The organism is Nitrincola tapanii (genome assembly GCF_008368715.1).
Lineage (GTDB): Bacteria > Pseudomonadota > Gammaproteobacteria > Pseudomonadales > Balneatricaceae > Nitrincola > Nitrincola tapanii.
This window is the reverse complement of sequence record NZ_SMRS01000002.1, coordinates 259840-281104: the sequence shown is the minus strand read 5'-3', so window position 1 is coordinate 281104 and position 21265 is coordinate 259840. Positions and strand designations below refer to the sequence as shown.

Genomic DNA, 21265 nt, shown 5'->3' with positions numbered 1-21265 from the left:
TATCGTGCTTGAAGCTTACCGTAAACATGTAGAAGAACGCGCCACCGAAGGCGTACCCCCTAAGCCCCTGGATCCGGAACAGACAGCGGCATTGGTTGAGCTGCTGAAAAACCCACCTGCGGGCGAAGAAGAGTTTCTGCTCGATCTGCTGAGCAACCGTGTACCTGCAGGGGTTGACCAGGCTGCTTATGTCAAAGCAGGTTTCCTGGCCGCGATCACCAAAGGCGAAATCTCTTCTCCGCTGGTGAGCAAAGTTAAAGCGGTTGAATTACTGGGCACCATGCTCGGTGGTTACAACATTCAGCCTTTGATTGCTTGCCTGGATGATGCCGAGCTGGCACCGACTGCTGTCGCGGCTCTGTCTAAAACCCTGCTGATGTTTGATGCGTTCCATGACGTCAAAGAGAAAATGGAAGCCGGTAACAGCTTCGCTAAGCAGGTGATGGAATCCTGGGCAGCCGCTGAGTGGTTCACCTCTAAGCCTGAAGTGGCTGAAAAAATCACTGTCACTGTCTTCAAAGTTCCTGGTGAAACCAACACCGATGACCTGTCTCCAGCACCTGATGCTTGGTCACGTCCAGATATCCCTCTGCATGCAAACGCTATGCTGAAGATGGAGCGTGAAGGCATTGAACCTGTTCAGCCGGGCTCTGTAGGTCCTCTGAAGCAGATCGAAGCGGTGAAAGCCAAAGGTTTCCCTGTTGCTTACGTCGGTGACGTAGTGGGTACGGGTTCTTCACGTAAATCTGCTACCAACTCTGTGCTGTGGTTCTTCGGTGACGATATCCCGAACATCCCGAACAAGCGCGCAGGTGGTTTCTGCTTCGGCGGCAAAATTGCTCCAATCTTCTACAACACCATGGAAGATGCGGGCGCTCTGCCGATCGAAATGGATGTTTCTAAGATGGAAATGGGTGACGTCATCGACGTTTATCCTTACGAAGGCGTTGCTAAAAACCACGAAACTGGTGAAGAGCTGTGCCGCTTTGAATTGAAAACTCAGGTGCTGTTGGATGAAGTCCGTGCCGGTGGCCGTATTCCTCTGATCATCGGTCGTGGCCTGACTCAGAAAGCGCGTGAAGCGCTGGGCCTGGGTGCTACTGATCTGTTCCGTCAGCCTGATCAGCCTGCTGATACGGGCAAGGGTTACACCCTGGCTCAGAAGATGGTGGGTAAAGCTTGTGGCGTAACAGGTGTGCGTCCTGGCACCTCTTGCGAACCTAAGATGACTACTGTGGGCTCTCAGGATACCACCGGTCCTATGACTCGTGATGAGCTGAAAGACCTGGCGTGCCTGGGCTTCTCTGCTGATCTGGTGATGCAGTCCTTCTGTCACACAGCGGCTTATCCTAAGCCCGTTGACGTGGTCACTCACCACACTCTGCCTGACTTCATCATGAACCGTGGTGGTGTTTCTCTGCGCCCAGGTGACGGGGTTATCCACTCTTGGTTGAACCGTATGCTGCTGCCGGATACCGTAGGAACCGGTGGTGACTCTCACACCCGTTTCCCAATCGGTATCTCTTTCCCAGCAGGTTCCGGTCTGGTGGCATTCGCCGCTGCAACAGGCGTTATGCCTCTGGACATGCCTGAGTCTGTTCTGGTTCGCTTCAAAGGCAAGCGCAACCCTGGCATCACTCTGCGTGATCTGGTTCATGCGATCCCTTACTACGCTATCAAAGAAGGCCATCTGACCGTGGCCAAAGCCGGTAAGAAAAACGTCTTCTCTGGCCGTATCCTAGAGATCGAAGGTCTGGAAGATCTGACCGTAGAACAGGCATTCGAGCTGTCTGACGCCTCTGCTGAGCGTTCAGCTGCTGGCTGCACCATCACTCTGTCTGAAGACTCCGTTGCAGAATACCTGCGTTCTAACATTGTCATGTTGAAGTGGATGCTGGCGGAAGGTTACGGCGATGTCCGTACCATCGAGCGTCGTATTAAGGCGATGGAAGAGTGGCTGGCGAACCCAAGCCTGATGCGTGCGGATGCCGATGCTGAGTACCACACAGTGATCGAAATCGATCTGGCTGATATCAAAGAGCCTATCCTGTGTGCTCCAAACGATCCTGATGATGCGCGTCTGCTGTCTGACGTCACCGGCGACAAAATTGATGAAGTGTTCATCGGTTCTTGTATGACCAACATCGGTCACTTCCGTGCCGCAGGTAAACTGCTGGAAGCCTCTGGCAAAGCCATCCCAACTCGTATGTGGATTGCGCCTCCAACTAAGATGGATGCTGCGCAGCTGTCTGACGAAGGCTTCTACAACGTATTCGGCAAAGCCGGTGCGCGCATGGAAATGCCAGGCTGCTCACTCTGCATGGGTAACCAGGCACGTGTCGCCGACAAATCCACTGTTGTATCCACTTCAACGCGTAACTTCCCGAACCGTCTGGGTACAGGTGCTAACGTCTACTTGGCGTCTGCTGAACTGGCAGCGGTAGCGGCTCTGGAAGGCAAACTGCCGACTGTTGAGGAGTACATGGAATACGCGAAGAAGATCGACAGCATGGCGGGTGAAATCTACCGCTACCTGAACTTCGATCAGATGGATAACTATGTTGCTAAAGCAGCGACTGTGATTCCAACGACTAACGTCTAATCTTTAGTCTTCTGCGTATAAAAAACCCCGGCTAGTCCGGGGTTTTTGTTAGAATCTGCGCGGCAATCCAAGAGGACTCTGAATCTATGCTTCCAATCTATACCGACAGCCCCAATCCTTTAGATGAAACCTCACAGACCAAAAATGGTTTTCTTGCTCTGGTTTCGCGCTTAGTGTTTGATGACAAGCTCCCGATACGCTTTATGTACAAAACCGTGCCCGAACATCTGAATGACACGGGTTGGCGCATGTTCACCGGCTATGAGGATGAAGCGTTTCTGGCAAATGAGCAGTTAAACCTGATCCCTGTGACCTTGGAAAAATTGTGCGCTCTGGACCCATCACTGACCGACCTAGTCACCTACAATGCCGGAACAGTTTGGGAAAGAACGCCGGAATCGGAAGGCTGGGAAAGAGTGTATGATTTCCAAATCCCGGTTCCCACCACAGAAGTGGCCATTACCAATGATGTGGAAGACTTCATCCGCTCCCGCGAGCGCAGTTAATAGCCTTGAGCTTAAGGAGCAAGTGTGAATCTCGGTTCTTTCAGTACCTACGTCCTGCACTTTGCGGGTGTCTTGATCGTGTTGGTGGGATTAAGCTTAAAACCGAAAATGAAATGGACAGGGATCAGCCTGGCCGTCTTTGGTTTTTTACTCGGCACCTCACCGGTTTGGTATTCAGCCCTGACCCAACCTAGTGAAGATGAGATCTATCAACAATGGTTACAGCAGCAGGAAACCTACCAGCGTCAACTGCATGAGATCGAAGCTCAGAAAGCGGAAGCGGAATCCGATTGAAGTTGCTCTAGGGCTCGCAACAGTGCGTGCGGGTCCTTTTCTTTACGCACTTGCTGAAAAAAAGCTTCTGCTTGGGGGTAGTGACGTTGTAGCTGTGCAAGCCATTGCTTTAGGCGGCCGTGGACATGGCGTTCAGATAGACTCATGAACACCTGTTTATGATAACGGATCAGCATCGGCACCAAGCGAGGCCAGGTCGCTTCTGGCGTAAACAGATGGGCGAGTGCGTGTCCTTGATGGTAGGCGGCGATCTGCTCGGCTAAGAATGGATTGGCTAATAATCCGCGTCCGATCATCACCTCCACGCAACCACTGACCTGCTGACACCTGAGGTAATCATCCAGACTCCAGACTTCACCATTCGCGACCAAGGGGAGCTTGACCTCTTGTGCCAAACGTGCGATCCACTCCCAGTGCGCGGGCGGTTTATAGCCTTCAAGCTTAGTCCGTGCATGCACAAATAAGCGCTGCGCCCCACCGGCTTCAATCGCTTGCGCATTTTCAATGGCCAGGGATTTATCAATATAACCTAAACGCATTTTTGCAGTCACCGGCACCGCAGCCGGCACCGCTTGACGGACGGCGGTCACAATAGCCTGCAGCGTTTCTGGCTCTTTTAACAGCACGGCCCCGCCACGACTTTTATTCACGGTTTTGGCCGGACAACCAAAATTCAGATCCACCCCTAAGGCCCCTAACTCCACAGCTCGCTGCGCATTAACGGCCAAGAGATCAGGATCACTTCCGAGCAGCTGCACAAATACCGGCACACCGCTCAGGGTTTTCCCCCCTTCGGCAAGTTCAGGGGCTAAACGGTAAAAGCTAGATTTAGGCAATAGACGATCTGAGACACGGACAAACTCCGTGACACATTGATGAAGACCGGGTTGAGCTGTCAGCAACTGACGGAGGGTGTAATCCACCACTCCCTCCATCGGCGCTAAATAGACATGCATGCTAGTGGGCAAAATAGCTGAAAGGTGACTTAGAGTGCCGCCAAGCCCCGCGCCAGATCGGCTTGCAGATCTTGTAAGGACTCCAAGCCGACCGACAAACGAATTAGATTATCGCGGATACCGGCACTGGCACGTTCTTCTACTAACATACGTCCGTGTGTGGTTGTGGCAGGATGGGTAATCGTTGATTTTACATCCCCCAGATTACCGGTGATCGACACCACCTGAGTGGCATCAATAAAACGCCAAGCGGCGTCCTTGCCTCCCTTCACCTCGAAGGCCAACACACCACCAAAAGCGCGCTGCTGCTGACAGGCTAAAGCGTGTTGCGGATGATCGGGCAAACCTGAATAGTACACCTTTTCAATTCCCTCTTGAGCCTGCAACCAGGTCGCCAGACTCAGCGCCTGTTCGCTATGCGCCTTCATGCGCAGAGGTAAGGTTTCCAAACCTTTTAAGAAAACCCAGGCATTAAACGGACTCATGCAGGCACCACCGGTGCGGATGAAGCCAAACACCTCTTCCATCTCTTTTTCGCGCCCCACCAACACCCCACCGACACAACGCCCCTGGCCATCCAGATACTTGGTTGCGGAATGCATCACAATATCTGCCCCCAATTCCAAAGGACGCTGCAAGGCCGGTGTTAAGAAACAGTTATCCACCACCAACAAAGCACCATGAGCATGTGCGATTTCCGCCACCGCTCGAATATCGGTAAGCTCCGCCAGAGGGTTGGACGGGGTTTCCAAAAAGAGTACACGAGTTTCCGGGCGGATCGCCTGACGCCAGGCATCTAAATCCTTGGGATCTACAAAGGTCGTCTCAATGCCAGCACGCGAAATGTATTTGGTGAAGAGTGAAACCGTGGAGCCAAAGACACTACGTGAACACACTAGGTGATCACCGCATTTCATCAGCGACATGGCCATGCTCAAAATCGCGGCCATCCCAGATGCGGTCGCCACGGCACGCTCACCACCTTCTAATGCCGCAATGCGTTGTTCAAAAGCACGGACGGTTGGATTGGTAAAACGTGAATAGATGTTGCCTGGTTCTTCTCCACCAAAACGTGCCGCCGCTTCACGCGCACTGGAATAAACAAAGCTAGAGGTGGGGAAGATGGCATCACTGTGCTCACCTTCAGGAGTACGCATCTGGCCAGCGCGCACCGCAAGAGTTTCAAGATCCGCTTCCGGCAGATCAAACTGGATGCGTGCTTCGCGTTCGAATCCTTTACTCATACTCACCTCAGTTGATTCGGGTATGCAGATCATCGGCAGCGTCTTCGGAATCCGCATCACTGTCCGAGTTTGCTTTCGCTTGATCGCTGCGTTTGTCCTGCAGGCGTTGCAAGTACTCCTGCCCTACTGTTCCGGTCACATACTGACCATCAAACACACAGGTATCAAACTGCTGAATCACAGGGTTCAATTCCCGAATCGAATCTTTTAGATCTTCCAGATCCTGGTAGAGCATCCAATCACAACCAATATACTCACCGACCTCTTCAGCGCTACGACCATGTGCCACCAACTCGGTGGCGCTGGGCATATCGATGCCATAGACGTTCGGGAAACGCACTTCCGGTGCGGCTGAGGCAAAATAGACTTTCCGTGCACCGGCATCACGCGCCATCTGTACAATCTGCTTGGAAGTCGTGCCGCGGACGATGGAGTCATCCACCAACATCACCACCTTGTCTTTAAATTCGGAGGCAATCGGATTCAGCTTCTGACGGACCGATTTTTTACGCAAGGTCTGACCCGGCATGATAAAGGTGCGGCCGATATAACGGTTCTTAATAAAGCCTTCGCGGAAGGTCACACCCAGGGTATGCGCCATTTCCAAGGCGGCGGTACGGCTGGTATCGGGAATGGGAATGACAACATCGATATCGTGTTGAGGGCGCTCACGCAACACCTTCTGCGCCAACTTCACGCCCATCAGCATACGCGAGTGATGCACCGAAATGCCTTCAATGATCGAATCAGGGCGAGCCAGATATACATACTCAAACAAACAAGGGGCCAGGGTTTGTTGTGCGGCGCACTGTTTGATATGCAAACCACCTTCGGAATCAATAAACAGCGCCTCACCCGGAGCCAGATCACGCACCCGCTCAAATCCAGAGGTATCCAGCGCAACGCTTTCTGAGGCCACCATATACTCGATCTGGCCATTGACTTCACGCTGGCCATACACCAATGGGCGGACTCCATGCGGATCACGGAAGGCTAAAACACCATATCCCGTAATCATCGCCACTACAGCATATCCACCTTGGCAACGCTCATGTACGCGCGTCACGGTTTGGAAAATATCTTCAGGGGTCGGCTGCAACTTACCCTGGCGCTGAAGTTCATGGGCAAAAACATTCAGCAAAACTTCGGAATCTGAAGTGGTGTTGATGTGGCGCAGATCGGCACGAAAAATCTCATCCGCCAACTGCTCAGCATTGGTCAGGTTACCGTTGTGAGCCAAGGCAATCCCGTAAGGTGAGTTCACATAAAAAGGTTGTGCTTCTGCACTGCTAGAGCTACCCGCAGTCGGATAACGCACATGACCTATGCCCATATTCCCAAACAGGCGCTTCATGTGACGCGTGCGGAACACCTCGTTGACCAGTCCATTGTCTTTGCGCATAAAGAAACGATCACCTTCACAGGTCACCATTCCTGCCGCATCCTGACCTCGGTGCTGCAGCACAGTCAGGGCATCAAAAATTGTCTGGTTCACATAGCTTCTGGCAAAGATGCCAACGATACCGCACATTCAATCAACCTCAGCAGGAGACATTAATTCTGACAGAGCAAAGTGCTTACTGTCCTAAATTCCAAATCAGGTGGCCTAAATCCGAGGCCATATCACGCGACCAGGTTTCCATCACTAGGAAGTGCGGAATCAAGGTTGACTCGTTCCACCAGGGATCATGGATGGCAGGGGTCATTTTTAATAACACCACCAAGATCACCACCACTAAAGCCCCACGCAACACACCAAAGCCTACGCCTAAAACGCGGTCTGTCGCAGATAAACCCGTAACATGGATCAGTGAACTGATTAAGGCACCGATCAAATTACCGACCAAAAGCGTTAGCAAAAACAAAATGATAAAAGCAATTAACAGATGGATTGAGGGCGATGCCTCAATATAATCCGCCACGACTAATGCCAGCACATCCGCAAACAGACGGCTGACGACAAAAGCCGCCACCCAGGTTAAGAGCGAAATCGCTTCCCGTGCAAAACCACGTCGCAAGCTCATCAAAGCGGATAATCCGATAATGACGAGAATGCCCCAGTCCACCCAATTCATCACGTTTATTTGCCCAATCAAGCCGGATATTTTAACAAAGCACCTAAACTAACCCAATGCTTCTATTATTGGGTGGTAAATCTCACAATCATACCTTCTAGGCCATACTCATCTTTCAAGCGCCCTTTCAGGGACTCCAAACGACTACGATCCATTTCCGGACCCACAAACACCCTAACCACATCATCACCGTGGCGGATGTAGACACGATAACCGGAATTGATCAAACGTGTTCGTAGCTCACGCGCATTGGCTTCCTGACGGAAGCTGGCGAGCTGCAAAGCCCAGGCTGCAGGTAACTGATCCGCATCTAATTGCGGCTCCACACTTGCCCGCGCCTGAGTGTCGGCCGCAGGACGCGGAGCCACCGGAACGGGTGCTACCGGTGCAGCCGCCACAGGGGCCGCCACCGCAGCCGTGCTGGGTGCGACGGGTGTCGGAGCCGATGCGACAGGTGCCACTTCAACAGGTGCTTCCCCACTCGCTATAACCGCCTCATTCACCAAAGGCGCTGCAGGTGCGGGCAAGCTTGGCAGCGCTCTGCGCTCGGGCATCACCATCGGTTCACGAGCTGCTGGGGCACTGGGTACACTCACTAGGGGCTGTGCCTCTTTACGCTCATGATAACCGGCTCCATCAAACACGAAAGGAAAGAGCAAGGCCAAAATCAAGAGCAGGACTAGAGCCCCCGTCCAGCGTTGTGTGGTTTTACTCGACATCATCTGTCTCCGGCAAAGGATCTAACCACTCGAGCGCCGCCGTCACGGTCAGAAAAGAACCGGCTACGACATGCAAGCTAGGTTGTGCACAAGGCTGCTGCGGTAGCTGCAAGGCTTGCGGCACAGAAGCGTAAAGCTGGATCAATTCCGGCGCGACGCCTAGGCGGACTAAACCTTGTTGTAAACGTTGTGCCGAAGCGCCTCTGGCGCCGGGCAGACTCACTAGATGCCAATGATCAACCACCGCCATTAAAGCCTTCAACACTTCATCAATATCCTTATCCGCCAGCATGCCCAAGGTTAGGTGTATGGCACGCCCTTGCGCCTGGCTTTTTAACGCATCTGCAAGATACTGGGCAGATTCAGGATTGTGGGCGACATCTAACAGATACTCTTGCCCATGGGCATAGATTTTTTGCATGCGCCCAGTCAAACGTGCGTCACGCAAACCATGCCGTAAAGCTTCATCACTAGTCTGTAGAGGTAAAAAGCTCAATACCTGAATCACACTGGCTGCATTTTGCATCGGCAACTCTGGCCACGGCAGATCCTCGAACTTGAGTGCTTCACCACAAGGATTCTGTCCTTGCCAAGTCCAGGTTTTATGCGCCAGATCTTGCGTGTAATAGAAATCACGCTCGCGTACCCGCAGATCACACCCCAGGTTTCGAGCCTGTTCCAATACAGACAAGGGCGGTTCGGCGTCACCACAGACCGCCGGCGTATGCGCACGCATCACTCCGGCTTTTTCACGTCCAATCGACTCACGATCTGGGCCAAGCCAATCGGTATGATCCAACGCCACCGTGGTAATCAACGCGACATCGGCGTCGATCCAATTCACCGCATCCAGACGGCCACCCAAGCCCACTTCCAAAACGCACACGTCTAACTCAGCTGCACTCATACACAAAAAAGCCGCAAGAGTGCCAAATTCAAAGTAGGTTAAAGACAGATCCCCACGGGCGTCTTCAATCTGTGCAAACGCTTGGGTTAATGCCTGATCTGAAACTTCTTCACCCGCGAGACGAATACGCTCATTGTAGCGGCGAAAGTGTGGAGAGGTGTAACAACCGACCCGATAACCGGCGGCTGATAAGATGGATTCGAGTAAACGAGTACTGCTGCCTTTACCATTAGTTCCGGCAACAATAATTTTCGGCACCCTAGAGAGATCAATTGGCAAGCGCTCGGCGACCTGAGCAAAGCGCTCCAGTCCCAATTCAATCTCTTGAGGATGGCAGGATTCAATATAACTCAGCCAGTCCTGAAGACTGGCTGATTCAGATAGGTGCGCCATGCTGTAATCCGCGCTGAGTTAAACCGCTGTCATCGGAGGAGTGGCTTCCGGTGCATCGTCCAATGAGCATACCGTCACATCACCCTTTAACTTACTCAAAATCGCAGACAAGCGTGGGCGTAATTCCTGGCGCGACAGGATCATGTCCACCTGGCCATGCTCCAACAGAAACTCACTACGCTGGAAACCTTCTGGCAATTTTTCCCGCACTGTCTGCTCAATGACACGCGGTCCGGCAAAACCAATGAGGGCATTCGGTTCCGCTACATTCAGATCTCCCAGCATCGCCAAACTAGCCGACACGCCCCCATAAACCGGATCGGTCAGTACAGAGATGTAAGGCACACCCGCCTGGCGCATTTTTTCCAGAGCAGCACTGGTTTTTGCCATCTGCATCAATGAGAAAAGTGCTTCCTGCATACGCGCCCCGCCTGATGCTGAAAAACAGATCAAAGGGATCTGCTCTTGTAACGCCAAATGCGCCGCACGGACAAAACGCTCACCGACCACAGAACCCATGGAGCCGCCCATGAAATTAAATTCAAAAGCCACCGCCACAACAGGCTGGCCTTCCAACTGACCTCGCATCGCGATCAAAGCATCCGTTTCACCGGTATCTTTTTCCGCAGCGCTTAAACGATCCTTGTATTTCTTGGAATCACGGAATTTCAAACGATCCACAGGCAGAACATCCATACCTATCTCTTCACGCCCCTCTAGATCCAAGAACAGATCCAAGCGACGGCGTGCGCTGATACGCAGATGGTGATCACACTTAGGGCAAACATTCAGATTTTTGTCGAGCTCTGGGCGATACAAAACGGCATCACACTTTGGGCACTTCTCCCACAAGCCTTCGGGAACATTGCTACGCTTACGCTCTGTTCGTTTTACCAGTGAGGGAACAATTTTATCCAGCCAGCTACTCATCTTCTCTTGCCCTGTCATTGAATGGGATAGATCAGGCGTCCATGGCCTGACGCATTTCTGCAATTATTGCCGATACCTGCGCAGGTATGTGCTCATGTGCGGTCACCAACTCGGCGATCTGGTTCACCAGCACACTGCCGACGATGACACCATCTGCCACCGCAGACACAGCTGCCGCAGATGCTGCATCACGGATACCGAATCCAACTGCTAAAGGCAGATCGGTCATTTCACGCATTTGCGTAATTTTATGCGCAACGGCCTCAACATCCAAGTTGGCTGAGCCCGTCACCCCTTTCAGTGAGACATAATAAAGATAACCGCTGCCCTGCTGGCAGATATGACGCAGACGCGCGTCAGAGGTGGCAGGCGACATCAGGTAAATCGTATCCAAGCCCTGAGCACGGAAGATGGCATTCGCCTCAACGCCCTCTTCCGGCGGCAGATCCACGGTGAGTACACCATCTACGCCTGCCGCACGGGCTTTTTCAGCAAAATTGGCATAACCAATGGCTTCGATCGGATTGAGATACCCCATCAAGACTACGGGTGTCTCAGTATCGGTTTTACGAAATTCAGCGACGATCTCCAAAACGTCCAACAGACGTGTTCCATGCATCAAAGCACGCTCACAAGCGAGCTGTATGACGGGGCCATCGGCCATGGGATCAGAGAAAGGAACGCCTAATTCCAATACATCCGCGCCGGCAGCCACCAAGGCATGCATCAACGGCAAGGTCACAGCTGGAGAAGGATCACCGGCTGTCACATAGGGAATCAGGGCTTTGCGGCCACTGGCACGCAAAGCGTCAAAACGTGTTTGAATACGACTCATCAAGCGATTCCGCCTTATTACATCTCTATGCCATCGAGTGTGGCGACTGTGTGGATGTCTTTATCACCACGCCCGGAAAGGTTGATCACAATCGTTTGATCTTTCCTGAGCGTAGGCGCCAGCTTCATTGCATAAGCAACAGCATGGCTGCTTTCCAAAGCCGGCATTATACCCTCAACACGGGTCAGAGTGCGAAAGCCCTGCATCGCTTCATCATCATTAATCGCCACATACTCTGCACGTCCGATATCTTTTAACCAAGCATGCTCAGGCCCGACCCCTGGATAATCCAGGCCAGCCGATACAGAATGAGTAGGCAAAATCTGCCCGGCATCATCTTCCATCAAATAGGTACGCATTCCGTGTAACACGCCGGGACGGCCATCGCTCAGTGGCGCGGCATGCTGCCCAGTTTCCAGGCCATAACCACCGGCTTCAACACCGATCATGCGCACACTACGATCTTCAATGAACGGATGGAACATTCCGATGGCATTGGAACCGCCGCCCACGCAGGCCAAGAGGACATCAGGCAAACGCCCGGTTTGCTTGAGACACTGCTCACGCGTTTCACGACCGATGACACACTGGAAATCACGCACGAGTTTGGGATAAGGGTGTGGACCTGCCGCCGTACCGATGATGTAGAAGGTATTGTCCACGTTGGTCACCCAATCACGCATCGCTTCGTTCATGGCATCTTTCAGAGTGCGTGTACCGGAAGTCACGGGAATCACTTCAGCGCCTAACAAGCGCATACGGTAGACATTCAGCGCCTGACGCTTAACGTCTTCGGCACCCATATACACCTTGCACTCTAACCCTAAACGTGCCGCCACAGTCGCTGAAGCCACCCCATGCTGACCGGCACCGGTTTCAGCGATGACGCGTGGTTTACCCATATACTTGGCCAAAAGCGCCTGACCTATGGTGTTATTCACCTTGTGGGCACCGGTATGGTTCAAATCTTCGCGTTTTAAATAAATCTGGGCACCGCCTAATTCACGTGACAAACGCTCAGCATGATAAAGGGGGGAAGGACGCCCGACATAATAGGCTAGATCATGATCAAATTCGGCCTGGAAAGCAGGATCTGCAGACAGCTTGTTATACACACTTTCGAGTTCTTCCAACGCGCCGATGAGTGTTTCCGATACAAAACGACCACCGTAAGGACCGAAGTGCCCCAGTGCATCTGGGTATACGACTTTTTCTGTCGATTCATTAGACATGGACACGATTCACCTCGTTAATAAATTCTTGAATTTTTTGCGCATCTTTGATGCCAGGCGCTTGCTCAACGCCACCGCTCACATCCACCGCCCAAGGTCGAATTTGAGCCACCGCTTGCGCCACACTCTGGGGTGTTAAACCGCCGGCCAACACGATCTTAGGACGCAGGGTTTCAGGAATCAGCTGCCAGTCAAATACCGCACCCGTTCCACCCGGTACCCCAGCCACATAGGTATCCAGAAGCAAAGCGCGTGCTGCGGCATAGTCCTGTGCCGCCGCTTGCAGATCAGTCTCTGGCTTCACACGCAAAGCTCGAATAAAGGGTTTCTGTACACTTTGGCAAAACTCCGGCGTTTCATCGCCATGAAACTGCAAGAGATCGACTTGGGTTAAAGCCACCACTTCATCGATCTCGTTACGTTGTGCATTCACAAACAGAGCTGTGGTCGTCACAAAAGGCGGTAGCGCCGCGATGATTTCAGCGGCCTGAGCAGGTGTCACCGCACGCGGGCTGGGTGGATAAAAAACAAAGCCGAGCGCATCGGCACCGGCCTCAACTGCTGCAAGCGCATCTTGCAAACGTGTGATACCACAAATTTTTACGCGGGTACGCATAGAGTTTCCTGTTCAATTCGCCTTGCATCATAACAGAGGCACCGCGATGCGTCAGTCAGCTGCACGGACAAAATAAGGGCCCAATTCACTCTTAGGCAGTGCAAAAACGGGATCATAGGCCACATCAACAAAGTAAAGGCCATAAGGAGGAGCCGTCACACCGCCAGCGCGACGATCACGTGCGGCCAACACCTCCGCCGCCCAACCGACTGGCGCTTCACCCGCGCCGATGCGCATTAAAACACCCGCAATATTACGCACCATATGATGCAAGAATGCATTGGCTTGCACATCGATCATCAATAGCCGCCCGACGCGCGAGACCTCAAGAAACTCGATACGTCGCACCGGATTTTTCGCCTGACAACCCACCGCTCGGTAGGAGGTAAAATCATGCTCCCCCACCAAAGCCTGAGCCGCCGCTTGCATGGCGGCAAGATCCAGCGTTTTCCAGGTCCAGGTGATTCCTCGGGGCAGAATCGCCGGTTTTACCGCTGAAGTGTGTATCAGATAGCGATAACGCCGCGAGCGTGCCGAAAAGCGCGCATGGAACTCAGAGGACACCGGGCGCGCCCAGTGTACAGCAATATCATCCGGGAGATGACTATTCGTACCCATCACCCAAGCACGCTCATCGCGCTGAACCTGACTGTCAAAGTGGATAATCTGATAGGAGGCATTCACGCCAGCATCGGTGCGACCTGCACAGATCACCTGAACAGGGTGATTCGCAATACGGGATAGGGCTTTTTCCAGCCGTTCCTGTACGCTGGGCACCGGATCTTTGAGCTGCTTTTGCCAACCATGATAGGCCGCACCGGCATACTCTACGGCCAATGCATAACGATAAGGGGCGACCACAGTCGCCCCAGGGGAAGTTCTCTCTTGATCTAACATTCAATACTTAACTTATTCAGCCTTAATTGGGAGCAGGTCTGTCTCAACCCAAATCCCTCAACAACTTGTCTGCTTCCATACGCTGCGCTTCATTACCATCACGCACAATCTCTTTGAGAATCTCTTTGGCCCCCTCCTGATCATCCATATCCATATAAGCGCGCGCCAGATCGAGCTTAGTTTCGATCTCATCTGCGCCGTCCAGCATATTTAAACTGTCGAGTAGATCCAGATCTTCATCGCTCTCTGCGCCCGTATCTTCAAGTGCAATCTCATCATCTGTGCTGCCCAACAGATCGTCGAGTTCATCCTCAAGCCCCATTTCGAGGTCATGCATGATATTCGCCGTGAGCTCTTCTTCAACACGGGCTCCAGGAGAGGTTACTGAAGCGGTTTCTGAAGCGCTCGCTGCGGTTTCAAGCACCTCCTCTTCCAGCTCAATCCCTGCTGAAAAAAGCGCATCCAAATCATCGGCTAACAGTTCATCCTCAACGACCTCTTCCACCACTTCTGCAGATGGCTCTGAGGTGAATGAGAGACTTTCCAGCTCAGCATCCAGGTCAAGATCAGCAGACGTTTTCTCTGTCTCCAAACTCACCTGCTCGGCGGGTTCGCTCAGGGTGAAGTCCAGCTCACCAAATGCATCGACCTCTTCATCGACTTTGTCTTCAACCTCTGGAGCCGCGGACGCAACACTCGCCTCCTGCTCAGGTTCAGCGCTCATTTCATTGAGTACAAAATCTAACTCATCTGCATCCAACAAAGAGGACTCAAGCTCAGAGGTCGATGCAGTCTCATTCGCTTCAGCTTCTGCTTCTGCTGCAGGACTCAGTAAATCCTCTAAGGAGAAGTCCAAGCCTTCCTCTTCTGCTACATCCACCTCGGCAGCCGCAGGAACCTTTACAGGGGCTTCTGCAGGCGTTACCGCTTCAGGCTCAAGTACTTCGGTCAGTTCTGCTTCAGTATCTAGGCGCAGATCATCTGCTTGATCCACCCAGGATGATGCTTCCTCCAGCTCCTCTGGTAGATCGGCCATCAGATCCTGCTCCAGGCTAGAAAGAAGATCATCCTCTTCTGCCGCTGGAGTCTGCGTCAGCACCTCATCAAAATCCAGATCTGCCAAGAGGTCCTCCACCTCTTCAGTCTCAGGCGCTGAAGCCACTTCCTCGGTCACTTCAGCCGTTGCGGGTTGATCCGCTGCAGCCCAGTCTTCACCGCCTTCGAGATCTTGCAGATCCTGTGCTGCCATCAGAACATCCAGATCCTCTTCGGAGGAGAGATCAAATTCCTCATCCATCACGCGAACAGAATCATCGGCGACAGGCTCTTCCGTCAGATCTAAATCCATATCCAGATCCAGATCGGAGAAATCATCCACAAAGTCATCATTGCTCAGCGCCGGCTCTTCGACTTGAGGTGTTGAAGCCTCCTCGGCAGTCGCGCCTTCATCGGCCTGAGCCACGGCAGCAGCGCTCACGGCAGCGGCTGCAACCGCCGCTTCAGGAAGGTGATCACTCGCCGATTGTGGTTTGAGATTTTCGGGCGCTGTAAACATAGGTGCCTTCTCTTTCGGCTCCCGTTTACGACGTGCCAGCACCAGCGCCGCGAGGGCCGCGATCAGTGCGCCCGCTAACCCACCCACCACCGGCAAGCTCTTTAAACTCTCCAGCAAGGATGAGGCAGCTGAATCAGGTGTCTGAGGTTGTGTTTGGATGGCCGCCAATTCCTGATCCTTCAACTCCAACATGCGCTGCATCAAGGCCAGCTGCTCTTGGATAGAATCGAGTTTTTCATTCAGATCACGGTTTTCACGTTCGATCTTATCCACCACCTCTTGGGTGATGGCCAGACGGTTATCGATCTCCTCACTGCGCTGCAGCAAACCTTCAGCTAGATCTGTGCTCAGCGCTGAGGCTTCATCCGTCAGTACGGCCTCATCACTCACCTCTGAAGGAGTGATATCGGCAGGAGACGGCTCAGCCACCTCCGCATCAGCAACATCTGCTTCAGGCGCCTCGGGCGGTGTCACAATCTTCAGTGCGGCATCGACTGCAGGTGTAGCCGGTGCAGAGGGGTCGGTCACCGGCACGGGAGTGGTCGCACTCGGTGCCGAGGCAGGTGTTGAGGCACTCGCCGCCACAGGTGTTCGCCCACGCCCTTGGCGCCACAGCTCGGTTTGGCGCGCGACTTCCGCATTGGCTTGCTGCGCATTGAGCTGACGAATCTCTTCCAAAGTTGGGCGCTGCATCACCGTACCGGCTTTCATCATATTGATGTTACCGGTCGGGAAGCTTTGTGGGTTTTTGCGCAACAGCGCCAACATCATCTGCTGGGGGGGCACGGAAGCATCGGGGCGATGACGTAAAGCCAAATTCCACAGCGTATCGCGGGAGTCGATATAGATCTCTGAGCCACTATCAACACGCGTTCTAACATTGGAGACAGGGGGCGTGGCAACGGCTGCCGGACGTGCCACAACAGGCGCCACGGGTGCAACTGGTGTAACCTGAGGTGCCACCGCCGGCATCACTGCCTGGCGCATAGGTGCAGGATCAAAGACAGGAGGATCTAACAGAACCGTGTACTCACGCACTAAGCGTCCACTTGGCCAGTTGACTTCCATTAAGAAGTTAAGAAATGGTTCTCGAATCGGCTCATTCGACGTGACACGTATCACCCCTGTTCCATCAGGGCGCACACTGACCTGGAAGCGCATATCGTTAACAAAACGACTACGGCTCACTCCGGCCAAAGAGAAGTCATCCACACTGGCCATACGCGGCTGGATTTGCAAAGGTGATAGATCACGCACCTGCAGCAGGCGGATCTCAGCATTCAGAGGCTCATTTAACGCCGAACGGACGGTGATTTCTCCCAGTCCTAAGGCATTTGCCTGAGTCACTCCCAAGGCACCGGCTATCGCAAGGCTTAAGGCAAGTTTACGCAGCATCCTGATTCCCTCTTGATCTGCAAGCCGAGCCTTCACTGATGAGAAGGGCCCTTTGCATCTCCACAATTTATGCAAGTATTATTGAAAAAACCTTAAAGGGTCAAGCGCTTGCCAGAATCAACTCAGCCAGCTGCACGGCATTTAGCGCACTCCCTTTGCGCAGGTTATCCGCCATCACGACTAGGGCAAAGCCTGAAGGATTCTCCGGCTCCAAACGCAAACGCGTCATCAACACCTGATCCTCACCCGCACAACTGCCAACAGGTGATACCAACTCATCCTGGCGCAAAGAGACACCAGGCACATTTTTCAATAAGGCTTGCGCTTCTACCAAATCCATAGGCTGCTGACATTCAGCGTGGATGACAACGGTCTGGCCATAAAACAAAGGCACACGCAAAGCACTCACCACCACTTCAAGCTGCTCATCTTCTAATAAAGTCTGTACGGAAGTGGCAATCTCTTTTTCATCCTGTGACTGCCCTTGAGCATCCAAAGCAGAAGTCACCGGCAGCAGATTAAACGCCATTTGATGCTGAAAAAACTCCGCTTCGGCATCACGGCCATTTAAGAGCCTAGCCGTTTCACCAGCCAAAGCCTCAATCCCTTGACGCCCGACTTCCGCCACGGAAGCTAAACTGGTTAAATTCAGGCGCAGCAGGGTATAGCGCTGATGCAAAGGTTTCAGGGCCATTGCCACTAGGATGGCGGCCGCCGGCGGGACCTGCAGATGACGCTGTGCCGCACTAAGCGCCTGCGAATTCACCTCTGGCACTAAGGGTAGAGCACCGGCCACGCTCGCCGCCACTTCGATCAACCAACTGCCCTGCGCCTGAAGAAGCTCTTTTAACTCGGCCGACAAGGCGCTACCGGTACAGTTAAACACTAAATCGACCCCCTGCCACTGCATCGCCGCCAAGGGCTTAACGCGTGTAGCATGGCCTTTAAACATGACCCCTCGCTCGGTATCCGTATCGTGATCGGCTAAACGCAGCTCCGTTACCGGAAAATCACGCAGCTCCAGCTGCTCCAACAGATGCTCACCAATCAAGCTTGAAGCCCCTAAGAGCGCAACACACATGGACATAACTTGGCTCCTAAAAATAAAGAAGCCCGACCAAAAGCCGGGCTGAATTCAACTCAGTGCGCGTAATTAAGCTTGCAGCAAGATGCGCAGCATACGACGCAGAGGCTCAGCGGCCCCCCAAAGCAACTGATCACCCACACTGAAAGCATTCAGGAAATCAGGCCCCATCTTCATTTTACGCAGACGACCCACTGGAATACTGAGGGTTCCGGTCACTTTCGTAGGAGTGAGTTCACGCATGGTGATCTCGCGCTCATTCGGGATCACCTTGACCCAATCATTCGCTGACGCGATGATGCTTTCGATCTCATCCAGGGGAACATCTTTCTTCAGTTTGATGGTAAAAGCCTGGCTGTGACAACGCATCGCACCGATACGCACACAGGTGCCATCGATTGCAATCGGCGCATCACTCAAGCCCAGAATTTTGTTGGTTTCAACAAAACCTTTCCACTCTTCTTTGCTCTGACCCGCTTCAACGGCTTTATCGATCCAAGGAATCAAAGAACCGGCCAGAGGCACGCCAAAGTGATCCGTTTTAAAGGTGTCACCGCGCATGGTTTCTGCCACTTTACGATCGATCTCTAAAATCGCTGAAGCCGGATCGGCTAATTCAGACTGCACACCCGCTTCAATCTGACCCATCTGACTGATCAGTTCACGCATATTCTGAGCGCCCGCACCGGATGCAGCCTGATAAGTCATGGAACTGATCCATTCCACCAGGTTTTCACGGAACAGCCCCCCCAAGCCCATAAGCATCAGGGAAACCGTACAGTTACCGCCCACGTAGGTTTTAATGCCTTTCGCCAGACCTTGATCGATCACCTGACGGTTAACCGGATCCAGAATAATGATGCTGTCATCCTGCATACGCAGAGTCGATGCCGCATCGATCCAGTAGCCCTGCCATCCAGATTCACGCAACTTACCATAGACTTCGGTGGTGTAATCTCCACCCTGACAAGAGATGATCGCATCCATCTGCTTGAGATCATCGATATTACGCGCATCTTTTAACGCAGGAATGTCTTTACCAATGTTAGGGCCGGCCGCACCCGCTTGTGAGGTGGTGAAGAATACCGGCTCAGCGATATGATCAAAATCGCCCTCTTCCAGCATTCTTTGCATCAATACCGAGCCGACCATACCGCGCCAGCCAACAAACCCTACACGTTTCATGCGTGCCCCCATTGGTCATCACTTTACAGAAAATAAAAATAAACTCAGAAGGCTTACGCCCTCTGAGTCCGATCGGATAGCAAATGCGAAATACTTAGGCGCGCAAAGCTGCGACCACCGCATCTCCCATTTCGGCTGTACCGACACGCTGCATACCTTCAGACATGATATCGCCTGTACGCAGCCCTTGATCCAACACCTGGCTGACCGCCGCTTCAATCTTATCCGCCGCAGCGCCTTCACCCAAAGAATAGCGCAACATCATAGCGGCAGAAAGAATGGTTGCCAACGGGTTCGCGATACCTTGTCCAGCAATATCAGGGGCTGAACCATGGCAAGGCTCATACATACCTTTATTGTTGGCATCCAAGGACGCCGATGGCAGCATACCGATTGAACCGGTCAGCATCGCTGCCGCATCCGACAAGATGTCACCAAACATATTGCCGGTGACGATCACATCAAACTGCTTAGGTGCCCGTACCAGCTGCATGGCTGCGTTGTCCACGTACATATGGCTCAACTCAACGTCTGGATACTCAGCAGACAATTCATTCATCACTTCGCGCCACAGGACCGTCACTTCCAGCACGTTGGCTTTATCCACGGAGCAGAGCTTTTTGTTGCGTGCACGTGCCGCTTCAAACGCGACACGACCGATGCGACGAATTTCGTTCTCATCATAAACGTAGGTGTTAAACCCTTCACGCACGCCACCCTCTTTGGTGCGGTAGCCACGCGGTTGACCAAAATAGATGCCACCGGTTAATTCACGCACGATCAGAATATCCAGACCGGACACAACTTCCGGCTTAAGCGTTGAGGCATGCGCCAGCTGCGGATAGAGAATCGCAGGGCGCAGGTTGCCAAACAAACCGAGATTGGCACGGATGCCTAACAAGCCCTTTTCCGGACGAATCTGGAAATCTGGATTGGTATCCCACTGTGGGCCACCGACCGCACCGAGCAGAATTGCATCAGCTGCTTGCGCGGCCTCTAGGGTTTCCGCAGGCAAAGGGATGCCCGTTGCATCGATTGCGGCGCCACCGACCAACGCTTCTTGCATCTCCAGACCCAGATTGAACTGCTCATTCACCAGATCCAGTACTTTACGCGCTTCTGCCACGATTTCCGGACCGATACCATCACCCGGTAAAATCAGTATTTTTTTGGCCATGCCGATCACTTCCTTACAGAATTAATTTGAAAACAACCAAGGAGCGGTTTGCTGACGTTGCGCTTCGTACTCACGAATCGCCTGCGCATGCTCTAGCGTCAGGCCGATATCGTCTAAGCCATTGAGCAAGCAATGTTTACGAAACTCATCGATCTCAAATGGCAAACGACTGCCATCGGGCTTGATCACTGCTTGATTACGCAGATCGATAGTGAGCTGATAACCCGGCACCGCCTCGACCTCACGGAACAGCTGATCGATCTCTGCTTCAGTGAGAATGATCGGCAGAAGTCCGTTTTTGAAACTGTTATTAAAAAAGATATCGGCGAAACTCGGCGCTAAAATGGCGCGAATGCCAAAATCTTCCAATGCCCAAGGCGCATGCTCACGACTAGAACCACAACCAAAGTTGGCGCGTGCCAAAAGAATGCTAGTACCCTGATAACGCGCTTGGTTCAAAACAAAATCTGGATTGAGCGGGCGACCGGAGCAGTCTTGATCGGGCTGACCTTCATCCAGATAACGCAACTCATCAAACAGGTTTGGGCCAAAACCTGAGCGCTTGATCGATTTCAAGAACTGCTTAGGGATGATCATGTCAGTATCGACATTCGCACGATCTAGGGGGGCTACGATGCCCTGATGTTCTACAAACTTTTTCAT

The 21265-nt window shown here is 52.8% G+C and carries 19 protein-coding genes; 3 read left to right on the top strand and 16 right to left on the bottom strand.

The window, feature by feature from the left end; all coding sequences use genetic code 11:
- The first annotated feature begins 4 nt into the window (after nt 1-4).
- The 3 genes from acnB to E1H14_RS04050 all read left to right on the top strand — a co-directional run bounded on the left by acnB (nt 5) and on the right by E1H14_RS04050 (nt 3402).
- On the top strand, nt 5-2602 hold the full coding sequence (gene acnB / locus E1H14_RS04060; RefSeq protein ID WP_149390171.1) for a bifunctional aconitate hydratase 2/2-methylisocitrate dehydratase: 2598 nt from the start codon (nt 5-7) through the stop codon (nt 2600-2602).
- Between the two features lie 86 nt (nt 2603-2688).
- Nucleotides 2689-3108 carry an immunity protein Imm33 domain-containing protein gene (locus E1H14_RS04055; RefSeq protein WP_149390170.1) on the top strand — a complete coding sequence of 140 codons (420 nt, stop codon included), beginning with the start codon at nt 2689-2691 and terminating at the stop codon, nt 3106-3108.
- Nucleotides 3109-3132: 24 nt separating this feature from the next.
- A complete protein-coding gene (locus E1H14_RS04050) occupies nt 3133-3402 on the top strand; it encodes a hypothetical protein (protein ID WP_149390169.1) in 270 nt (89 codons plus the stop codon).
- Here the strand turns inward: E1H14_RS04050 and E1H14_RS04045 are convergent.
- The 16 genes from E1H14_RS04045 to leuD form a co-directional block, all read right to left on the bottom strand.
- On the bottom strand, nt 3375-4337 hold the full coding sequence (locus tag E1H14_RS04045) for a tRNA dihydrouridine synthase (RefSeq protein WP_200834031.1): 963 nt from the start codon (nt 4335-4337) through the stop codon (nt 3375-3377). The two genes, E1H14_RS04050 and E1H14_RS04045, sit on opposite strands and share 28 nt — an antisense overlap.
- A gap of 50 nt (nt 4338-4387) precedes the next feature.
- A complete protein-coding gene (locus E1H14_RS04040) occupies nt 4388-5602 on the bottom strand; it encodes an O-succinylhomoserine sulfhydrylase (protein ID WP_149390167.1) in 1215 nt (404 codons plus the stop codon).
- Between the two features lie 7 nt (nt 5603-5609).
- Nucleotides 5610-7133, bottom strand: coding sequence for an amidophosphoribosyltransferase (gene purF / locus E1H14_RS04035; RefSeq protein ID WP_149390166.1), 1524 nt, complete (start codon nt 7131-7133; stop codon nt 5610-5612).
- Between the two features lie 46 nt (nt 7134-7179).
- Nucleotides 7180-7677 (bottom strand): CvpA family protein, encoded by a 498-nt coding sequence (locus tag E1H14_RS04030; RefSeq protein ID WP_149390253.1) that lies wholly within the window; start codon nt 7675-7677, stop codon nt 7180-7182.
- Between the two features lie 65 nt (nt 7678-7742).
- A complete protein-coding gene (locus tag E1H14_RS04025; protein ID WP_149390165.1) occupies nt 7743-8396 on the bottom strand; it encodes an SPOR domain-containing protein in 654 nt (217 codons plus the stop codon).
- Nucleotides 8386-9696: a bifunctional tetrahydrofolate synthase/dihydrofolate synthase gene (gene folC, locus E1H14_RS04020; protein ID WP_149390164.1), complete on the bottom strand. Its 1311-nt coding sequence runs from the start codon at nt 9694-9696 to the stop codon at nt 8386-8388. The genes E1H14_RS04025 and folC overlap by 11 nt, the downstream gene beginning before the upstream one ends.
- Before the next feature lie 18 nt (nt 9697-9714).
- A complete protein-coding gene (gene accD / locus E1H14_RS04015; RefSeq protein ID WP_149390163.1) occupies nt 9715-10626 on the bottom strand; it encodes an acetyl-CoA carboxylase, carboxyltransferase subunit beta in 912 nt (303 codons plus the stop codon).
- A 31-nt stretch (nt 10627-10657) separates the two neighbouring features.
- Nucleotides 10658-11461: a tryptophan synthase subunit alpha gene (trpA, locus tag E1H14_RS04010; RefSeq protein WP_149390162.1), complete on the bottom strand. Its 804-nt coding sequence runs from the start codon at nt 11459-11461 to the stop codon at nt 10658-10660.
- A 17-nt stretch (nt 11462-11478) separates the two neighbouring features.
- Nucleotides 11479-12693 carry a tryptophan synthase subunit beta gene (trpB, locus tag E1H14_RS04005; protein WP_149390161.1) on the bottom strand — a complete coding sequence of 405 codons (1215 nt, stop codon included), beginning with the start codon at nt 12691-12693 and terminating at the stop codon, nt 11479-11481.
- Nucleotides 12686-13309 (bottom strand): phosphoribosylanthranilate isomerase, encoded by a 624-nt coding sequence (locus E1H14_RS04000; RefSeq protein ID WP_149390160.1) that lies wholly within the window; start codon nt 13307-13309, stop codon nt 12686-12688. The genes trpB and E1H14_RS04000 overlap by 8 nt, the downstream gene beginning before the upstream one ends.
- A gap of 51 nt (nt 13310-13360) precedes the next feature.
- On the bottom strand, nt 13361-14206 hold the full coding sequence (truA, locus tag E1H14_RS03995) for a tRNA pseudouridine(38-40) synthase TruA (protein WP_149390159.1): 846 nt from the start codon (nt 14204-14206) through the stop codon (nt 13361-13363).
- Between the two features lie 43 nt (nt 14207-14249).
- A complete protein-coding gene (locus E1H14_RS03990; RefSeq protein WP_149390158.1) occupies nt 14250-17156 on the bottom strand; it encodes a FimV/HubP family polar landmark protein in 2907 nt (968 codons plus the stop codon).
- A 100-nt stretch (nt 17157-17256) separates the two neighbouring features.
- A complete protein-coding gene (locus E1H14_RS03985) occupies nt 17257-18243 on the bottom strand; it encodes an aspartate-semialdehyde dehydrogenase (RefSeq protein ID WP_149390157.1) in 987 nt (328 codons plus the stop codon).
- A gap of 66 nt (nt 18244-18309) precedes the next feature.
- Nucleotides 18310-19425 (bottom strand): aspartate-semialdehyde dehydrogenase, encoded by a 1116-nt coding sequence (asd, locus tag E1H14_RS03980; protein WP_149390156.1) that lies wholly within the window; start codon nt 19423-19425, stop codon nt 18310-18312.
- 94 nt (nt 19426-19519) lie between these two features.
- Nucleotides 19520-20602: a 3-isopropylmalate dehydrogenase gene (gene leuB, locus E1H14_RS03975; RefSeq protein ID WP_149390155.1), complete on the bottom strand. Its 1083-nt coding sequence runs from the start codon at nt 20600-20602 to the stop codon at nt 19520-19522.
- A 21-nt stretch (nt 20603-20623) separates the two neighbouring features.
- Nucleotides 20624-21265 (bottom strand): 3-isopropylmalate dehydratase small subunit, encoded by a 642-nt coding sequence (gene leuD, locus E1H14_RS03970; RefSeq protein WP_149390154.1) that lies wholly within the window; start codon nt 21263-21265, stop codon nt 20624-20626.

Coding starts and splice junctions, on each gene's coding strand:
- truA (WP_149390159.1), bottom strand. CDS start 14,206: ATGTTAGATCAAGAGAGAACTTCCCCTGGGGCGACTGTGGTCGCCCCT.
- folC (WP_149390164.1), bottom strand. CDS start 9,696: ATGGCGCACCTATCTGAATCAGCCAGTCTTCAGGACTGGCTGAGTTAT.
- leuD (WP_149390154.1), bottom strand. CDS start 21,265: ATGAAAAAGTTTGTAGAACATCAGGGCATCGTAGCCCCCCTAGATCGT.
- E1H14_RS03985 (WP_149390157.1), bottom strand. CDS start 18,243: ATGTCCATGTGTGTTGCGCTCTTAGGGGCTTCAAGCTTGATTGGTGAG.
- asd (WP_149390156.1), bottom strand. CDS start 19,425: ATGAAACGTGTAGGGTTTGTTGGCTGGCGCGGTATGGTCGGCTCGGTA.
- E1H14_RS03990 (WP_149390158.1), bottom strand. CDS start 17,156: ATGCTGCGTAAACTTGCCTTAAGCCTTGCGATAGCCGGTGCCTTGGGA.
- E1H14_RS04000 (WP_149390160.1), bottom strand. CDS start 13,309: ATGCGTACCCGCGTAAAAATTTGTGGTATCACACGTTTGCAAGATGCG.
- leuB (WP_149390155.1), bottom strand. CDS start 20,602: ATGGCCAAAAAAATACTGATTTTACCGGGTGATGGTATCGGTCCGGAA.
- trpA (WP_149390162.1), bottom strand. CDS start 11,461: ATGAGTCGTATTCAAACACGTTTTGACGCTTTGCGTGCCAGTGGCCGC.
- E1H14_RS04030 (WP_149390253.1), bottom strand. CDS start 7,677: ATGAATTGGGTGGACTGGGGCATTCTCGTCATTATCGGATTATCCGCT.
- accD (WP_149390163.1), bottom strand. CDS start 10,626: ATGAGTAGCTGGCTGGATAAAATTGTTCCCTCACTGGTAAAACGAACA.
- E1H14_RS04040 (WP_149390167.1), bottom strand. CDS start 5,602: ATGAGTAAAGGATTCGAACGCGAAGCACGCATCCAGTTTGATCTGCCG.
- purF (WP_149390166.1), bottom strand. CDS start 7,133: ATGTGCGGTATCGTTGGCATCTTTGCCAGAAGCTATGTGAACCAGACA.
- E1H14_RS04025 (WP_149390165.1), bottom strand. CDS start 8,396: ATGTCGAGTAAAACCACACAACGCTGGACGGGGGCTCTAGTCCTGCTC.
- trpB (WP_149390161.1), bottom strand. CDS start 12,693: ATGTCTAATGAATCGACAGAAAAAGTCGTATACCCAGATGCACTGGGG.
- E1H14_RS04055 (WP_149390170.1), top strand. CDS start 2,689: ATGCTTCCAATCTATACCGACAGCCCCAATCCTTTAGATGAAACCTCA.
- E1H14_RS04045 (WP_200834031.1), bottom strand. CDS start 4,337: ATGGAGGGAGTGGTGGATTACACCCTCCGTCAGTTGCTGACAGCTCAA.